Genomic DNA, 17,014 nt, shown 5'->3' with positions numbered 1-17,014 from the left:
CATCGTTCTCTAGTGTAGCGACCAACGAGAGAACGACCGTTCTCCCGACCTCGCGAAAGGGGCACGACCATGGGGTACATCACCGTCGGGCAGGAGAACTCCACCGACATCGAGCTCTACTACGAGGACCAGGGCGCCGGGCAGCCGGTCGTCCTCATCCACGGCTACCCCCTCGACGGCCACAGCTGGGAGCTGCAGAAGCGCGAGCTGCTCGACGCCGGCCACCGCGTCATCACGTACGACCGCCGCGGGTTCGGCGCGTCGAGCAAGGTCGGCAGCGGCTACGACTACGACACGTTCGCGGCCGACCTCGACACCGTCCTCGAGACGCTCGACCTGCGCGACGTGATCCTCGTCGGCTTCTCCATGGGCACCGGCGAGCTCGCCCGCTACGTGAAGAACCACGGCCACGAGCGCGTCGCCAAGCTCGCGTTCCTCGCCTCGCTCGAGCCCTTCCTCGTCCAGCGCGACGACAACCCGGAGGGCGTCCCGCAGTCCGTGTTCGACGGCATCGTCGAGGCCGCGCGCTCCGACCGCTACGCCTGGTACACGCAGTTCTACAAGGACTTCTACAACCTCGACGAGAACCTCGGGACCCGCATCAGCGAGGACGCCGTGCACGCGAGCTGGATCACCGCGATCAGCTCCGCGCCCGTCGCCGCGTACGCGGTCGTGCCGACCTGGATCGAGGACTTCCGGGCCGACGTCGAGGCCGTCCGCGCCGCCGGCAAGCCGACCCTGATCCTGCACGGCACGAAGGACAACATCCTGCCGATCGACGCGACCGGGCGCCGCTTCCGCCAGCTCGTGCCGGACGCCGAGTACGTCGAGGTCGAGGGCGCCCCCCACGGCCTGCTCGTCACGCACGCGGCCGAGGTCAACGAGGCGCTGCTCGCCTTCGTCGGCCGCTGACCACGCCGGACGGCAGGTCCGGGCGCCGCGTCCGGGCGCCGGGGTGATCCCCGGCGCCCGGCACCCCGGCCGGGCGGGAGCGTCAGGCGACCGTCACGCGGTAGTCGTCGGCGTCGTCGTCCCACGCGAGGTCGACGGCGCCGGCGGCCTGCGCCGCCTTGCAGAACTGCAGGAACCCGCGGTACCCGAGCGCCTTCTCGCTGAAGTCGGGGCGCTTCTTGCGGATCGCGTTCTTCAGCCCGGACAGGACCGTCGAGCCGCCCTCCTCGCGGACCACGTCGCGCACGAGCGCGAACGCCTGGTCCGTGTCGCCCTGCGCGGGCAGCGACACCTCCGGGTCGCCCGTCGCGGGGCCGGGCGCGAGCTCGATGAAGCTCCGGTCGGCGAGGAACCGCAGGAACTCGCCGAAGTTGCGGAACCCGTAGTCCGCCTCGCTGAACGTCGGGTCCTTGCGCAGCAGCGTGCGCTTGAGCACCGACGCCGTGACCGGGCCGCTCGTGGACGCCTCGAGGTCGGCCAGCGTCTGCGCGACGCGCACCTCCATCGGGAGGTCCTCGCCCGACGGCGCCTCGTCGTCGGCCTCGGCGGTCGTCGCGACGAGCGCGGGCTCGTCGGCCGGCTGCTCGACGGGCGTCGTCTCGCCGTCGACCTCGGCGTTCTCGGTCACGACGGGCTCGCCCCGCCGCGACGAGCGCCCGACGGCCTCGCCCAGCTCAGCGAGCGCCGCCGCCGCGGGCGTCTCGACCTCCGGCTCGGCGATCTCGGTCGCCTTGCGGCGCCCGGACGTGCGGCCGCCGGTGCGCTTCGTCTTCGCACCGCCCGACGTCGCCCCGGCGCGCGCGCCGCGGACCGAGCGGGGCTCCGGCTCGTCGGGCACGTCGACGCCCTCGAGCCGGTCGTAGAAGAGGAACTCGTCGCACGCGGGCGGCAGGAGGCGCGACGTCGACTTCTCGACGCCCACACCGATCACGCGCTTGTTCAGCTCGCGCAGCTTGTGGACGAGCGGGGAGAAGTCGCTGTCCCCGGTGCACATGACGAACGTCGAGATGTAGTCGCGCTCGAACGCCATCTCGATCGCGTCGACCACCATCTTGATGTCGGCGGCGTTCTTGCGGGACGCCCCCATGCGCTGGGGCATCTCGATGAGCTCGACCTGGTGCCGCGTGAGCGAGCGACGGTCCTCGTCGAAGTACGACCAGTCCGCGTACGCCCGCCGCACGACGACGCGCCCGCGCACGGCGAGCGCGTCGGCGATCGGGCCGAAGTCGAACGTCATGCCGCCCAGGTGCTCGCGCGCCCCGAGCGCGAGGTTCTCGTAGTCGATGAAGACGGCCAGGCGCTCCTCGGTGTCCATGCCCGCCAGCCTAGGCGCAGACCACGGCGCCGCGCCCTCGAGCGCCGGCGTCGTGCGTCACGCGCCTGCGCACGTGACGCACGAGCCGGCCGGAAGAGCTCCTCCGTTCAGCGGACGGACCGGATGAGCAGGATGAGGACCGCACCGACGAGGGCCAGCACGGCCGCGACGGGGAACATCGCGTGGTAGCCCAGCGCCGTGATCGCGGCGGCCGCGAGGACCGGTCCGAGGATCTGCCCGCCCGTGTTGGCGAGGTTGAGGATGCCCAGGTCCTTCGCGGCCGTCTCCGGATTGGGCAGCACCTCGACGTTGAGCGCCTGGTCGACGGCGTTGAAGGCGCCCATGCCGATGCCGGCGACGAGCCCGTAGACGAGCATCGTCCAGGGCTCGGCGGACACGAACGGCACGAACGCGCCGATCGCGACGAGCACGGCCGCCACGACCACCGGCAGGCGTCGTCGGCGCAGGCGGTCCGAGACCGGGCCCGCCACGGCCGACATCACGAGCGCCGTGATCATGAGGAACAAGGACACGAGCGAGACGTACCGCGAGGTCTCGTCCTCGCCGAGGCGCATGTAGTCCGTGAGGATGTAGAGCTGGTAGCCGGAGATCGCGAACGTCGCGGCGATGATGAGGAACTTCCCGAACAGTGCGAGGTAGTAGTCGCGCGCACCGCGCCGGGGGAACGAGAAGTTGTCCAGCAGCATCCGCTTGTCGAGGCGGCGCCGAGCCATGCCCAGGCTCGAGCCCTCGCGCATGAGCAGGGCGGCGACCGGGCCCGAGAGCAGGGTCAGGGCGGCCAGGACCGTGAAACCGCCGGTGAGCGAGCCGAGGAACTGCGCGCCCACGATCTGCCCGCCGTAGAGGCCCGCGGAGTACCCGAGGGCGTAGACGGACGAGATCGTGCCGCGGTGACGCGGGGCGACCCGGTCGGAGATCACGGCGATGAGCGGCGCGACGATCGCGTTGAGGAAGAACTGGTAGACGCACCACGCGACGACCAGCAGCCCGACGCTGCGCACCGAGCCCACGACGAGCAGCATCGCCGCGGACGCGACCGACCCGACGACGATCCACGGCGTGCGCCTCCCCCAGCGCGAGCGAGTGAGGTCGGAGAGCGCGCCGAACAGGATGTTCGCGATCGTGGCGACCACCATCGCGCTCGTGGCGAGGAGCGCGACGACCGCCTCCTTGTTCGCCGGAGCGATCTCTGCGACGCGCGCGGGGAGCAGGACGGCGTTGACGCCCAGGTAGGGGCCGAGCCACAGCACCACGCCCAGCGCGAGGGCGACGCCGACGCGCAGCGGCCGGCGCGGCTGCTGACCGTCCTCGACGGTGCCGGACCACTCGCTGACGACCTCGGGCGCGACGGCGCCGGGTCCGGTCGCGGTCACAGCTCGGCCTCCGCCCGTGCCGCGCCCGCGTCGCCCCAGCACGACGCCGCCTCGAGCACGACCGGCCCCGCCGCGACGGCGACCGCTCGGGTGCGCTCGTCCCAGCGCCCGAAGGGCGTGAGGTCGAGCGCCACCGGCACCGTGACGCTCGACCCCGCCGGGACGTCCGCCACGGCGAAGCCCAGCAGCTCGCGCTCGCCCGCACGGTCGCCGTCGGCCCGCGAGCCGTACACCTGGACGACGTGGCGTCCGTCGCGGTCGCCCGTGTTGCGCACGGTCGCGCGCACCTCGGCGTGGCGCGCGGCGCGGTCGACCGTGCCGACGTCGATCCCCGTCACCTCGTACGTCGTGTACGCCAGCCCGTGGCCCAGGGGGAAGAGGGCGTCGACGCCGTCGCGCTGCAGCAGCCGCTGCCCGTACCAGCGGTCGTACATGATCGCGGTCGCGTCGATGTCGAGGGGCGGCAGGTGGTCCGCGGACGCCGGGATCGGGTAGGGCAGACGCCCGGACGGGTTGTGGGCGCCGAGCAGCACGTCGGCGAGCGCGTTGCCGCCCTCCATGCCGGCGTACCAGCCGAGCAGGACGGCCGGGACGTCGTCGACCCAGTCCTCCATGAGCACGGCACCGGCGCTGACCACGACGACGACGGTGCGCGGGTTGGCCGCCGCGACCGCACGGACGGTCTCGACGTCCTCGGGCCGCAGGTGCAGGTCGCGGCGGTCGCCGCCCGCGGTCCCGCTGCCCACGACGCTCAGCCCCTGGCCCATCGCGGCCATGACGGCGTCGCGGTCGGCGCGCTGGGCGTCGTCGACGGGGTCCGGGTAGAGGCGCAGGAGGTCCTCGCGCGTCGCGACGGAGCCGTCGACGAACTCGCCCTCGTCGGCCGCGGTGTACCCGACGACGACGACGGCCGCGTCGGCACCGCGGGCCGCGTCCGCAGCCGCCGGGGCACCCTGCTGCGGGTCCGCCGTGACGATCTCGGCCTCCGGGAGCGCGGCGCGCAGGCCCTCCACCGCGGTGACGACGTACGGGGCCCGGACGTCGGACGACCCGTGGTCCCCGGTGTTGGCGACGTCCGCGAGACGGCCGACGACGGCCAGGCGGCGTAGGGAGGCCGGATCCAGCGGGAGCGCGGGCGCACCGGACGCCTCGTCGTTCTTGAGGAGCACGACGGCGCGGCGCGCCCCCTCGCGCGCCAGGTCGACGTGCTCGGCGCTCACGACGGTGCCGCGAGGCTCGTCGGCGTCGCGCCCGGCGTGGTGGCGCAGCTGCGTCGCGAGGATGCGCACGCCCGCGCGCTCGACGTCCGCCCAGGTGGCACGGCCGTCCTCGAGGGCATCACGCAGCCATGCACCACGCTGCTGGCGGAACGGCGCCTCGACGTCGAGCCCGGCGGCGAGCGCCTTCGCCCCGTCGCGCATGCCCCAGATGAAGTCCGTGACGACGGTGCCCTCGAAGCCCCAGTCCTCGCGCAGGACCGTGGTGAGGGTGTACGGGTTCTGACCGCCCCACTCGCCGTTCACCGAGTTGTAGGAGCTCATGACGGCCGCTACGCCCGCGTCCGAGACGTGCTTGAAGTGCGGGAGGTAGACCTCGTGGAGGGTGGCCTCGTCGACGGTGACGTCGACCGAGAAGCGCGCGTTCTCCATCGAGTTGAGCGCGTAGTGCTTCATGCACGCCATCGCGTGGTGCTGCACGCCGCGCGTGAGCGCGGCCCCGAGCGCGCCGAGCAGCAGGGGCTGGTCGGAGTACGTCTCCTGCGAGCGGCCCCACGCCGGGTGGCGCGGCAGGTTGATGCACACGCCACCGAAGAAGTTGCCGCCCTGCTCGCGGATCTCCGCGCCGATCGCGCGCCCCACTCGCTCCTCGAGCTCGACGTCCCACGTGGCGCCGCGCGCCATGGAGACCGGAAACGCCGTCGAGCGGCCGACGACGCACCCGCGCGGTCCGTCGACGAACCGGATCCCGGGGATGCCGAGCCGATCCACGGCGCCCATCACGTAGGGGAAGACGTTGTAGCCGTCCTCCACGAACGAGCGCATCCCCTTCCAGAACTCCAGGTCGCCGTCGAGGAGCCAGAGCCGCTCGTCGTCGGTGAGCCGGTCGTACAGGCCCGTGGCCTGCGCGACGGGGTCTGCGCCTGCGCGCACCTCGTCGGTCGCGAGGCCGAAGGCCCCGGTGTCGGTCGGGACGGTCGTCGTCCCGGCGGCGTCGTCGCTCGTCATCCTGCACACCTCGTCCGTGAGTCGTGAGTGGTACTGAGTACCTAGTAGGTGTTCAGTAAGATAGGTCGTGGCAGCCGCCCGAGCAAGGGGCCCTTCGTCCCGGGCCGCGCTCCTGCCCGCCGGAGCGGGGACCGGCACGCGCCTGACCAGCCGCGACGCCCCGGCGTAGAGTGGCGAACGACGACCCGACGAGGAGCGATGACCACAGCCCCCTGGAGCGCACGACCCCGCACGCGCATGGCCGCGGCAGACCGCCGCGCGCAGATCCTGGCATCCGCGAGCCGGCTCATCGCCGAGCGCGGGTTCTGGGGCCTCACCCTGCGCGACGTGGCGCTCGACTGCGGCATCACCGAGGCCGGGGTCCTGCACCACGCGGGGTCGAAGGACGGCCTGCTGGTCGCGGTGCTCGAGCACCGCGACGCGGTCGACATGGCCGCGCTCGCCGAACGTCTCGCGGTCCCCGTGACCGCCATCGACGACGACCCGCTCCCCGTCGGGCTCCGCGACCTGTGCGCCGCGCTCGTCGCCCGCAACGCCACCCAACCGGAGATCGTGCGCCTGTACACGGTGCTCCAGGGCGAGTCCCTCGACGAGTCGCACCCGGCCTACACCTACTTCCAGCAGCGCGAGGAATGGGTCATGGACCTGTTCTCCCGGGCGGCCCGAACCGACGGCCTCCTGGGGGCGGCCGTCGTCACGACGGCCCGCGAGACGCTCGCCGCCATGGACGGCCTGCAGCTGCGCTGGCTGCGCTCGCCCGCGACCGTGGACCTGGTCACCGAATGGGACGCCTTCGCCGACAGGCTGCTGACCGGGCGCTGACCCGAGATATGTACGACCGTACGCACGATGTGTACGATCGTCCGCATGCCGTCTCCCACCCTCGCGCGCCCGGCGCCGGACGTCCGGCGCGCGCGGGTCGCCGTCGCCGCGCTGTTCCTCACGAACGGCGCGCTGTTCGCGAACCTCGTGCCGCGCTACCCCGAGATCAAGGCCGGGCTCGACCTGGGCAACGCGACGTACGGGCTCGCCGTCGCGGCGTTCCCCGCGGGGGCCATCACCGCCGGGCTCGCGGCCGCGGCGCTCGTCCGCCGGTTCGGCTCGGCGCGCGTCGCGGTGGCGGGCACCGTGCTCACCGCGGCCGGGCTGCTGCTCGCGGGCCTGGCGCCCGCCCTGCCGCTGCTCGTCGTCGCGCTGTTCGCCGCGGGAGCGATGGACGCGTTCACCGACGTCGCGCAGAACGCGCACGGGCTGCGCGTGCAGCGTCGCTACGGCCGCTCCATCATCAACGGCTTCCACGCGCTGTGGTCGGTCGGCGCCGTCGTCGGCGGGGGCATGGCGGCCGCCGCCATCGCGCTCGGCCTGCCCCTCGGCGTCCACCTCGCGGCCACGGGCGCCCTCTTCGCGGTGGTCGCGCTCGTCGCGCTGCGCTGGTGCCTGCCGGGGCTCGACGGCGAGGCGCCCGACGCCGTCCCGGCCGAGGCCGGGGCGGTTGCGGCGTCCGGCACCACGGCGAGCGCGGAGCCCGGCGCCGCCCTCGCGCGCGCGTCCCGGGGCCGCACCGCCGCCGTCCTCGCTGCGCTCGTGCTCGTCGCCGTCGCGGGCACCCTCGTCGAGGACGCGGGCAGCACGTGGGCCGCGGTCTACCTGTCCGGGTCGCTCGGCGCCCCCGCGACGATCGCCGCCGCCGGCTTCGTCGCGCTCGTCGGCGCCCAGTTCGTCGGGCGCCTCGTCGGGGACCGCCTCGTGGACCGCTTCGGCCAGCGCGCCGTCGCGCGGACCGGAGGCGCGCTCGTCGCGCTCGGCACGGGCCTCGCGCTCGCGTTCCCGTCCGTGCCCGGCACGATCGCCGGGTTCGCCGCCGCCGGGTTCGGCGTCGCGACGCTCGTCCCCGCCGCGATGCAGCAGGCGGACGAGCTCCCCGGCCTGCGCGCGGGCACCGGCCTGACGCTCGTCTCGTGGCTCATGCGGCTCGGGTTCCTCCTGTCGCCGCCGATCGTCGGGCTCGTCGCCGACGCCACGAGCCTGCGGACCGGCCTGCTCGTGCTGCCGCTCGCGGGCGTCGTCGTCGTGCTGCTCGCCGGCGTCCTCGCGCCACGCCGCACCACCGCCTCGTCCCACCACCCCGCCCCGCACGACCGCACCCCCGAGACCCAGGAGACCCGCGCATGACCACCGACTACTTCGCCGGCGACGACCGCACCAGCTACGAGCGCATGGCCGCGGGCGACCTGTACGTCGCCGACGACCCGGAGATCGCGCGCGGCGTCCACCGCGGCCTGCGCCTCGTCGACGCCTACCACCGGGCGGTGCTCGACGGCGACGACGACGGCGCCCGCGAGATCCTCACCGACCTGCTCGGCTCGCTCGGCGAGGGCGCGTCGGTGAAGCCCCCGCTCGCGGTCGACTTCGGCAGCAACGTGCACCTCGGCGACCGGACCTTCGTCAACTCCGGGCTCACCGCGCTCGACGTCGCGGCGATCACCGTCGGCGACGACTGCCTCATCGGCCCCAACGTCCAGCTCCTCACCCCCACGCACCCCGTCGACCCCCAGCCGCGGCGCGACAAGCTCGAGGCCGCCGAGCCCATCACGCTCGGCGACAACGTGTGGCTCGGCGGCGGCGTCGTCGTGTGCCCGGGCGTGACGATCGGCGACAACACCGTCGTGGGGGCGGGGTCCGTGGTCACCCGCGACCTGCCCGCGAACGTCGTGGCCGTCGGCAACCCGGCGCGCGTGATCCGCGAGAACATCTGAGCCGTGACCGAGACCCCCGTGCCTCCCGGCCCGACGGGCCGCGCGCGCCGCCACGACCCGGAGCGCCGCGACCGCATCATCGACGCGTGCCTCGACGTGATCGCGGAGCACGGGGTCGAGGGGACCTCGCACCGGCGCGTCGCGGCGGCGGCCGACGTCCCGCTCGGCTCCATGACGTACCACTTCGCCGGGATGGACGACCTGCTGCGCGAGGCGTTCGGCCGCTTCACGCGCGAGGCCGCCGCGCAGTTCGAGCGCCGCATGGGCGACGCGCGCACGCCCGAGGAGGCCGTCCAGGCCGTCACGACCCTCATCACGCACGACGTCTTCGCGACGCAGCGCGACCTCGTCCTGTCGCACGAGCTCTACACGCTCGCGGCGCGGGACCCGGCCTACCGGACCCTCACCAACGACTGGATGGCCCGCAGCCGTGCCGCGCTGGGCCGCCACTTCGACCCCGCGACGTGCCGCGTGCTCGACGCGTTCATCGAGGGCATGACGATCCACCGCGCCCTCGACACCGAGCCGCACGACGACGTCGACGTCCTCGGCGCGGTCCGCCGCCTCACGCGGGTCGGGCCGCCCGCGCCCCCTCCGCAGCGGTGACGTCGAACAGCTCGCACGTCACGCCGTAGTACGCGTCGGTCCTTCCGCGGGGGGTCATGCCGATCCGTCGGCACACCGCCTGGGACGCCGCGTTGTCGGGGTGCGTCACCGCGACGACCCGGTCGAGACCCCGCGCGAACGCGTGCGCGAGGACGGCCGAGGCCGCCTCCGACGCGTACCCGCGGCCCCACGCGTCGGGGTGGAAGTGCCACCCGATCTCCGTGTCCCCGGAGGGCTGCAACGGGTCGCCCGTGCCCGACGCCGGGATCGGCTTGAGCAGGATCGTCCCCACCGGCACGCCGTCGGGCAGACCGGCGTCGTCGTCCTCGCGCGGGACGACCGCCCAGACGCCGTGCGTGCCGTCGTCGACCTCGGCCCACGCGGCGACGCGCGCGAGCGCCTCGTCCCGGTGCTCCAGGACGCGCGGCGTCGTCCCGACGTACCGCATCACGTCCCAGCGGGAGTAGATGTCGAGGACGGCGTCGGCGTCGTCGGGCTGCCAGGGGCGGAGGGTCAGTCGGGGCGTCGTCAGCGTCTGCATCGGCCCAGGCTACGAGGGCGTCCGGCCCGCTCGGCGCAGGCAGGGCGTTCGCCCTCCGCTCAGGGGTCCGCGCGGCGACGCCGCACGCCCAGCAGCACCCCGCCCAGGACCAGCGCGACGAGCGCCACGGCGAGCAGCGCCGCGACGGAGGAGCCCGTCGTGGCGAGGCCGTCGTCAGGGGCCGCGGCGGGGGCCGACGGTCCGTCGCCCCCGGGCGCGCCCGGCGGCGACCCGTCGGTGGGCGGGGTCGGAGGACCGGTCGGGGTCGGCGGGTCGGTCGGCGTCGGGGTCGAGGTGTCGAGGACGGTGTTCGTCACGGTGCAGACCGCGTCGGCCCCGTCGTCGACCCGGATCGTCGCGCCGTCGACGAGCTCGGCCCCGTCGCACGCCCATCCGACCTGGTCGTAGTCCCAGGCGCTGTCGGACTCGGACAGGCGGTACGTGCCCGCGGCGACGGGCACGGCCGTCACGTCGGGGCTCCCGTCGTGGCCGGAGAGGGGCGTGGGCCCGACGGCGGTGAGCTCCCAGTCGTCGGCGGGTGCCACGTCGTCGACCACGTCCTTGTGGAGGGTGAGCGTGCCCGCGAGCCAGTGGTTCGTCACCGTGCACACGACGTCCGCCCCGGGCGGCACGATCACGGTCGACCCGGCGACGCGAGCCCCCTCGCACTGCCAGCCGAGCGCCGTCCAGCCGTCCGGGCCGCCGCTCTCCGCGAGCACGTAGCGCCCGGCCCCGACGCCCAGGTGCGAGACGGCGGCGCTCCCGCTCGGGCCCGAGGCCGCGAGCCCCGCACCCTCCGCGGACAGGGTCCAGTCGGTGACGTCGACCTCGCCGGTGAAGCCGCGGTCGTCGAGCGCCTTGACGAGCGTGAGGTGCGGGAGCCGCGCGACGTTCGTCACCGTGCACGTGGCGACGCCGCCGCGCGGCAGCGAGACCGTCGCGCCGGTGAGCGTCGCGTCGCCCGTGCACGTCCAGCCCGCGCTGTCGTAGCCGCTGAACCCGCCCGTCTCCGCGAGGTCGTAGTCGCCCGCGGGCACGTACCGGCTCGTCGTCGCGGGCGTGCCGCTCGCGCCCTCGACGACGACGCCGCCCCCGGCGCTCGTCGCGGTCAGCGTCCACGCGGCCGGGTCCGCGGACCCGCCCTCCACGTCCTTGACGAGCGTCAGCGTCGCGCCGACGTAGGTGTTCGTCACGCGGCAGACCACGTCGTCGTCGGGCGCGATCGTGACGACGGACCCGGACTGCCCCGTCGCCCCGTCGCACGCCCACTCGCCCGCCTCGTGGTCGGCCTGCTCCGTGAGCTCGGCGAGCGCGTGGTCGCCGGCGCCGACGTGCACGTGGGACACCTCGACCCCGCCGGAGCGACCGCTGATCGTCCCCGTCCCGCCGTCGGGCTGCGGCCCCGTCGCGGCGAGCTCCCAGTCGGCGGGCTGGGTCGGCCCGCCGGTGAGCTCCTTGACGAGCGTGAGGTGCGGCAGGACGACGGCGTTCGTCACGGTGCACACGACCGTCGCGCCGGGTGCCACGGTGACGACCGCGCCGTCCAGCGCGCCCCCGGTGCACTGCCACGGACCCGGGTCGAACCCGGTCCACCCGGCCTCGGACAGCGTGTAGCCGCCGGGCGGGACGGGCACGCCCGTGACCGCGGGCGAGCCGCTCGGCCCGGTGACCGTGGTCCCGTCACCCGCGGCGGTGAGGGTCCAGTCCGCAGGGACGGCCGTCGTCGTGCCCTCGAGCTGCTTGACGAGCGTGAGGGTGCCGCCCTGCCACGTGTTGGTCGCGGTGCACGTGACGTCCTCCTCGAGCGCGAGGGTCACGCTGCCGCTGCTCCCGTCGCCCGCCGCCGCGCCCGTGCACGACCACGCCGCCGTGTAGCCCGCGGGGCCCTGCTCCCCCAGCGCGTACTCGCCCGGCTCGACGCCGACCGCCGTCACGGCCGGGTCGCCGGTCGCCCCGGACACCTGCTCCGGCCCGTCGGCGGTGAGCGTCCAGTCGGCGACGGCGGACGGACCGCCGACGACCTCCTTGACGAGCGTGAGCCTCGGCTCCGGCGAGCCACCCCCGCCGCCGTCGAACACGTTGCGCACGGTGCACGTGACCGACCGGCCGAGGTCGAGCGTCACGACGTCGCCGGACAGCGGCGCGCCGTCGCACGTCCAGCCCTCGCTGCGGTAGCCGGGGGCCCCGCCCTCCTCCGAGAGCGTGTACTGCCCGACCCGCATCGGCACGTCGGTCACGGCGGCGCTGCCCGACGGACCGGCGATCGACTCGGGTCCCTGCGCGCGCAGCGTCCAGTCCGCGGGCGACGCGACGCCGCCCACGACCTCCTTGACGAGCGCGAGCCCTGGTCGGATCGCCTCGTTGTCGACCGTGCACTGGACGGTGCCGCCGGGCGGGACGACGACCTCCGGCGTCGGGTCGAGGATGTCGTCGCCGCCACAGCTCCAGTTCTGGAACCGGTAGCCCGGCACTCCCCCGGACTCCGAGATGCGGTACGTGCCCGCCGGGACCTCCAGCGACTGCACGCCGTTGAGGCCGTCGCCCTCGATCGTGGCGCCCGTCGCGACGTTCACCGCGTGCATCGTCCACAGCTCGCGCCGCCCCTCCGAGGCGCCGGTGTCGAGGTTCTCGATCCGCTTGAACAACGAGAGGCGACCGGTCTCGGCCTGCGCCGCGTCGGCTCGCGCACCCGTGACACCGAGCACGACGGCCACGGCGAGCACGAGCAGGGCGGCGAGGGCGGGGGCGGTCGCGCGCACGCGGGCGACGGAGCGAGGGGACGTGTGCACGGACACTCCTGCGAGCTCGGGGCGCGGTCGTCACCGACGCTAACCCGGCCCGACCCGCGGCGCCCGGCGACCCGGACGGCCCGACGGCGCGCCGTTCGTCGCACACCGACCACCGTTCGTCGCACACCTCGACCGCCCGCCGCCGTGACGTGGATCACGGTCCACCGCGGTTCCTAGCCTTCCGTGGTCGGACCGCAACGACGCGACCCTGGAGAGGCTCGATGACGACAGACACCCGCGCGGCGCGGAACGCCGCGGACGACGACCCGGAGATCGTGCCGGACCCGTCCCTGCCCCCCACCGCGGTGCCCGAGGAACTTCCCGGGGCACAGGCGCGCACCCGCTGGACGCCGCAGAAGATCGCCCTGTGGGCCGCGATCTCGCTGCTCGGCGGCATCGCGTGGGTCATGCTCGCGGTCGTCCGCGGCGAGACCGTGAACGCGATCTGGTTCGTGTTCGCCGCCGTGTGCACGTACCTCATCGGGTACCGCTTCTACTCCAAGGTCATCGAGCGCTACATCACGCGCCCCGACGACCGCCGCGCCACGCCCGCCGAGGCCCGCGAGGACGGCAAGGACTACGTCCCGACCGATCGCCACGTGCTGTTCGGCCACCACTTCGCCGCGATCGCCGGCGCGGGCCCGCTCGTCGGCCCGGTGCTCGCCGCCCAGATGGGCTACCTGCCCGGCACGATCTGGATCATCGTCGGCGTCGTGCTCGCCGGCGCGGTGCAGGACTACCTCGTCCTGTTCTTCTCCATGCGCCGCGGCGGGCGGACCATCGGCCAGATGGCGCGCCAGGAGCTCGGCCGCGTGGGCGGCACCGCCGCGATCGTCGCGTCGCTGCTCATCATGATCATCATCGTCGCGATCCTCGCGCTCGTCGTCGTCAACGCGCTCGGCGAGAGCCCGTGGGGCGTGTTCTCCGTGTCGATGACGATCCCCATCGCGCTGTTCATGGGCGTGTACCTGCGGTACATCCGGCCCGGGAAGATCACCGAGGTCTCGGTCATCGGCTTCGTCCTGCTGCTCGCCGCGATCGTCGGCGGCGGCTGGATCGCGGACACCGCCTGGGGCGCCGAGCTCTTCCACCTCGACCGCACGACCATCGCGGTCGGCGTCATCGTGTACGGCTTCGTCGCCGCCGTCCTGCCCGTGTGGCTCCTGCTCGCGCCCCGCGACTACCTCTCGACGTTCATGAAGGTCGGCGTCATCGTCGTCCTCGCGGTCGCGGTGATCGTCGTGCGGCCCGAGATCACGGTGCCCGCGATCAGCGAGTTCGCGAGCGGCGAGACGGGCCCGGTCGTGTCCGGGGCGTTGTTCCCCTTCCTCTTCGTCACGATCGCGTGCGGTGCGTTGTCCGGCTTCCACGCGCTCATCGCGTCGGGCACGACGCCGAAGCTCGTCGAGAAGGAGCGCCAGACGCGCTTCATCGGCTACGGCGGCATGCTCATGGAGTCGTTCGTCGCGATCATGGCGCTCGTCGCCGCGATCTCCATCGACCGCGGCATCTACTTCGCGATGAACTCGTCCGCCGCCGCCACGGGCGGCACGGTCGAGGGCGCGGTCGCGTTCGTCAACGGGCTCGGCCTCATGGGCGTCCACCTCACGCCGGACATGCTCACGTCCACCGCGGAGGCCGTCGGCGAGCCGTCGATCGTGTCCCGCACGGGCGGCGCCCCGACGCTCGCGCTCGGCCTCGCGCACATCATGCAGCAGCTCGTGGGCGGCACCGCGATGATGGGCTTCTGGTACCACTTCGCCATCATGTTCGAGGCGCTGTTCATCCTCACCGCCGTCGACGCCGGCACGCGTGTCGCGCGCTTCATGCTCCAGGACACGCTCGGCAACGTGTCGCCGAGGTTCCGCGACGTGACGTGGCGGCCGGGCGTGTGGTTGTGCACCGCGATCATGGTCGCCGGGTGGGGCAGCATCCTCTACCTCGGCGTCACCGACCCGCTCGGCGGGATCAACACGTTCTTCCCGCTGTTCGGCATCGCGAACCAGCTCCTCGCGGCCATCGCGCTCGCCGTCGTGCTGGCGATCGTCGCCAAGCGCGGGCGCAGCTACCAGCGCTGGCTGTGGATCGTCGCGGCGCCGCTCGCGTTCACCGCGGTCATCACGATCTGGGCGTCGATCGAGAAGATCTTCTCCCCCGTCCCCGCGGTCGGGTACTGGGCCAACCACAACGCGTTCAAGGACGCGCTCGCCGCGGGCGAGACGTCGTTCGGCACCGCCGGCTCGGTCGAGGCCATGGAGGCGGTCGTCCGCAACACGTTCGTCCAGGGCACGCTCTCGATCGTGTTCGTCGTCCTCGCGATCGTCGTCATCGTCGCGTCGGTCCTCGTGACCGCGAAGGCGCTGCGCGACGGCGGCGGCGCCAACCACGAGGACCCGCCCGTCGCGTCCCGCCGGTTCGCCCCGGCCGACCTGTTCGCGACGAAGGCCGAGAAGGCGATCCAGAAGGAGTGGGCGGCGCTGCCGCCCGAGAAGCGCCCTGCCGCGACGGGGCACCGGTGACGGTGCGGCAGGGGACGCAGGGTCCCGCCACGACGGTCCGCGCGACCGTCGTGGCGGGGCTCCGCAGTGCCGGGGCCCGCGTGCACGACGGCGCGGCCCACGTCCGCTGGTACGTGCGGCAGGTGATGGGCGACGACGCGTACGCGACCTACGCCGCGCACCAGCGCGCGGTGCACCCGGGTGGCGTCGTCATGACCGAGCGCGAGTTCTGGCGCATGCGGCACGCCGAGCAGGACGCCAACCCGGGGTCGCGCTGCTGCTGACGGCCTAGGCTCGGCGCCGTGCTCCGCGTCCCCGTCGACCTGCTCCTGCCGCGGGTCTCGACCGCCGACGTCCGGCGGCGCATCGCGGAGCTCCCCCGCCGCAGGCACGAGGTCCGGGTCCGCGTGCGCGACGACGTGCTCGTCGCGCGCCGCTGGGCCCCCGGCGCGCACGCGAGCGGGCACAGCGTGCTGCGCGCCCGTCTCACCGAGGAGCCCGACGGCGTCCGCATCCGGGGTGCGGTCGCCCCGAGCGGGCTGGACCTCGTCCTGGTCGCGATCTGGTTCGCCGCGGCGGGCGGGATCGCGGCGCTCGGCGCCGTCTACCAGAACGGGGTCGCGTGGCTCGTCGCGCTCCTCCCCCTCGCGTTCGGCGCCGTCTTCGCCGCCTGGCTGCCCGGGGCCGCCCGGTCCGGTCACGACGTGCTGCTGCGGGCGCTCACCGGCCTCGGCGAGGGGCCCGACCCCCACGGGCTACGGTGACGGGCGTGGCCCGCCGTCCCGTCCGCATCACGTCCGACCCGCCGCGGGGGGCCTTCTCCGCGTGCACCCTCGCGCTCGCCACCGACACGGAGACAGCAGCAGGCTGGGTCGCCGCCGCGTTCGGCGCGCTGCGGTGGAGGCGCCGGGCGTCCGACGCCGCGCACCGCGAGGGCGCGTCGCTGTGGGAGGTCGGGGGTGCGGCACGCGCGTTCTTCCTCGACGACCTCGACGTGCTCCGCCTCGTCACCCCGCGCGCGGCGGCGTTCTTCTCCCACGGGCGGGCCGTCGCGACGGTCCAGCCCGACGACGCCGCGCACCGCACCGTCGTCACGCTCTCCCTCGTCGAGGGCCAGTCCTCCTGCCGCGAGAGCTTCGGTGCCGTCGCGCGGCACCTGCACGAGGCCGCGGTCCGCGCCGGCGCGCTCCCGCCCGACGACGTCCCGGTGTGGACGAGCGCCTACGACCTGCCCGCCGGCTCTCCTGGCGACCCGCGGTCGCGCGAGCGCCTCTTCCGCGGCTCCTGAGCACCCCCAACCCGGTGGACGCGAGAGCGCGCCTCATCTTTCGACTAGATTTCGAGTCGGAATAAAGACTAGAATCGTGGGGTGCAGACCTATCCCATGAGCGAAGCGAAGACCAACCTGTCCGCCCTGGTCGACGAGGTGGAAAGCACCCACCAACCGGTGACGATCACCCGTCACGGGAAGGCGGCGGCGGTGCTGATCGCGCCAGAAGACCTGGCGACGCTCATGGAGACGCTGGCATGGCTGTCCGACCCTGACCACGCGGTCGAGATGGCCGAGGCCGAGGAGGCGGTGGCGCAGGGGCGCACCCTGAGCCTCGCCGAGGTGCGCGAGCAGCTCGCCTCGCGCCGGTGACCGACGTCGACGGTCGGTGGGAGGTGCGCCTGAGCCCACCGGCCGCACGCATGCTCTACCAGCTCCCACCACGCCTGGCCGACGCCGTGATCCGCTTCTGCGACGAACCACTCGCGTCGAACCCCTACCGGGTGACGAAAGCGCTCGGGGCCGAGCTCGCCGGCCAGCGCGCCGGGTACGTCGGGATCGGGTTCCGCGTCCTGGTCCGCATCGACGACGACCAGCGACTGGTCACCGTGATGCGGATGGCCTACCGCGCCGACGCCTACCGGTAGCCCAGGACGGGCGGCACGAGAG

Annotated in this window: 16 protein-coding genes; 11 read left to right on the top strand and 5 right to left on the bottom strand. The window is 74.0% G+C overall.

Features of this window, described 5'->3' with window-relative positions:
• The first annotated feature begins 69 nt into the window (after positions 1 to 69).
• Positions 70 to 912 (top strand): alpha/beta fold hydrolase, encoded by an 843-nt coding sequence (locus AC3WT4_RS00350; protein ID WP_492314377.1) that lies wholly within the window; start codon positions 70 to 72, stop codon positions 910 to 912.
• Between the two features lie 82 nt (positions 913 to 994).
• Here AC3WT4_RS00350 and AC3WT4_RS00345 read toward each other — a convergent pair whose 3' ends face one another.
• From AC3WT4_RS00345 to AC3WT4_RS00335, 3 genes are all read right to left on the bottom strand, one after another.
• Entirely contained in the window at positions 995 to 2,266 is a 1,272-nt protein-coding gene (locus AC3WT4_RS00345; RefSeq protein ID WP_257418498.1) for an NYN domain-containing protein, read from the bottom strand.
• Between the two features lie 107 nt (positions 2,267 to 2,373).
• Positions 2,374 to 3,660 carry an MFS transporter gene (locus AC3WT4_RS00340; protein ID WP_043654445.1) on the bottom strand — a complete coding sequence of 429 codons (1,287 nt, stop codon included), beginning with the start codon at positions 3,658 to 3,660 and terminating at the stop codon, positions 2,374 to 2,376.
• Complete coding sequence (locus AC3WT4_RS00335) at positions 3,657 to 5,885, bottom strand: glycoside hydrolase family 3 protein (RefSeq protein ID WP_492314376.1); 2,229 nt, start codon at positions 5,883 to 5,885, stop codon at positions 3,657 to 3,659. The genes AC3WT4_RS00340 and AC3WT4_RS00335 overlap by 4 nt, the downstream gene beginning before the upstream one ends.
• Before the next feature lie 198 nt (positions 5,886 to 6,083).
• Here AC3WT4_RS00335 and AC3WT4_RS00330 point away from each other — a divergent pair, with 198 nt between their 5' ends.
• The 4 genes from AC3WT4_RS00330 to AC3WT4_RS00315 are packed head-to-tail and all read left to right on the top strand — an operon-like array spanning position 6,084 to position 9,247.
• Entirely contained in the window at positions 6,084 to 6,707 is a 624-nt protein-coding gene (locus tag AC3WT4_RS00330) for a TetR/AcrR family transcriptional regulator (RefSeq protein ID WP_021482984.1), read from the top strand.
• Positions 6,708 to 6,752: 45 nt separating this feature from the next.
• Complete coding sequence (locus tag AC3WT4_RS00325; protein WP_492314375.1) at positions 6,753 to 8,057, top strand: MFS transporter; 1,305 nt, start codon at positions 6,753 to 6,755, stop codon at positions 8,055 to 8,057.
• Positions 8,054 to 8,641: a sugar O-acetyltransferase gene (locus AC3WT4_RS00320; RefSeq protein ID WP_108049932.1), complete on the top strand. Its 588-nt coding sequence runs from the start codon at positions 8,054 to 8,056 to the stop codon at positions 8,639 to 8,641. Before AC3WT4_RS00325 ends, AC3WT4_RS00320 begins: the two co-directional genes overlap by 4 nt.
• A 3-nt stretch (positions 8,642 to 8,644) precedes the next feature.
• Complete coding sequence (locus AC3WT4_RS00315; protein ID WP_257418501.1) at positions 8,645 to 9,247, top strand: TetR/AcrR family transcriptional regulator; 603 nt, start codon at positions 8,645 to 8,647, stop codon at positions 9,245 to 9,247.
• On the opposite strand, the gene AC3WT4_RS00310 is transcribed toward AC3WT4_RS00315, so the two are convergent.
• Positions 9,207 to 9,788, bottom strand: coding sequence for a GNAT family N-acetyltransferase (locus tag AC3WT4_RS00310; protein ID WP_400111974.1), 582 nt, complete (start codon positions 9,786 to 9,788; stop codon positions 9,207 to 9,209). The two genes, AC3WT4_RS00315 and AC3WT4_RS00310, sit on opposite strands and share 41 nt — an antisense overlap.
• A gap of 59 nt (positions 9,789 to 9,847) precedes the next feature.
• Positions 9,848 to 12,577: a hypothetical protein gene (locus AC3WT4_RS00305; protein ID WP_492314374.1), complete on the bottom strand. Its 2,730-nt coding sequence runs from the start codon at positions 12,575 to 12,577 to the stop codon at positions 9,848 to 9,850.
• 221 nt (positions 12,578 to 12,798) lie between these two features.
• Between AC3WT4_RS00305 and AC3WT4_RS00300 the strand changes: the two genes are divergently transcribed.
• From AC3WT4_RS00300 to AC3WT4_RS00275, 6 genes are all read left to right on the top strand, one after another.
• Positions 12,799 to 15,096 (top strand): carbon starvation CstA family protein, encoded by a 2,298-nt coding sequence (locus AC3WT4_RS00300; protein WP_108049938.1) that lies wholly within the window; start codon positions 12,799 to 12,801, stop codon positions 15,094 to 15,096.
• Positions 15,093 to 15,359 carry a YbdD/YjiX family protein gene (locus AC3WT4_RS00295; RefSeq protein WP_492314373.1) on the top strand — a complete coding sequence of 89 codons (267 nt, stop codon included), beginning with the start codon at positions 15,093 to 15,095 and terminating at the stop codon, positions 15,357 to 15,359. The genes AC3WT4_RS00300 and AC3WT4_RS00295 overlap by 4 nt, the downstream gene beginning before the upstream one ends.
• Before the next feature lie 18 nt (positions 15,360 to 15,377).
• A complete protein-coding gene (locus AC3WT4_RS00290) occupies positions 15,378 to 15,839 on the top strand; it encodes a hypothetical protein (protein WP_108049940.1) in 462 nt (153 codons plus the stop codon).
• A 5-nt stretch (positions 15,840 to 15,844) separates the two neighbouring features.
• The gene (locus AC3WT4_RS00285) at positions 15,845 to 16,363 is read left to right on the top strand and encodes a hypothetical protein (protein WP_492314372.1); all 519 of its coding nucleotides are present in this window, start codon (positions 15,845 to 15,847) and stop codon (positions 16,361 to 16,363) included.
• A gap of 81 nt (positions 16,364 to 16,444) precedes the next feature.
• Positions 16,445 to 16,717 (top strand): type II toxin-antitoxin system Phd/YefM family antitoxin, encoded by a 273-nt coding sequence (locus AC3WT4_RS00280; protein ID WP_074803798.1) that lies wholly within the window; start codon positions 16,445 to 16,447, stop codon positions 16,715 to 16,717.
• On the top strand, positions 16,714 to 16,992 hold the full coding sequence (locus tag AC3WT4_RS00275) for a type II toxin-antitoxin system RelE family toxin (protein ID WP_074803800.1): 279 nt from the start codon (positions 16,714 to 16,716) through the stop codon (positions 16,990 to 16,992). The genes AC3WT4_RS00280 and AC3WT4_RS00275 overlap by 4 nt, the downstream gene beginning before the upstream one ends.
• Positions 16,993 to 17,014: the final 22 nt, after the last annotated feature.

The sequence above is a fragment of the Cellulosimicrobium sp. EB106-03-01-XG111 genome, assembly GCF_058792115.1.
The sequence above is the reverse complement of the archived record's forward strand: the minus strand, read 5'-3'. Positions and strand labels throughout refer to the sequence as shown.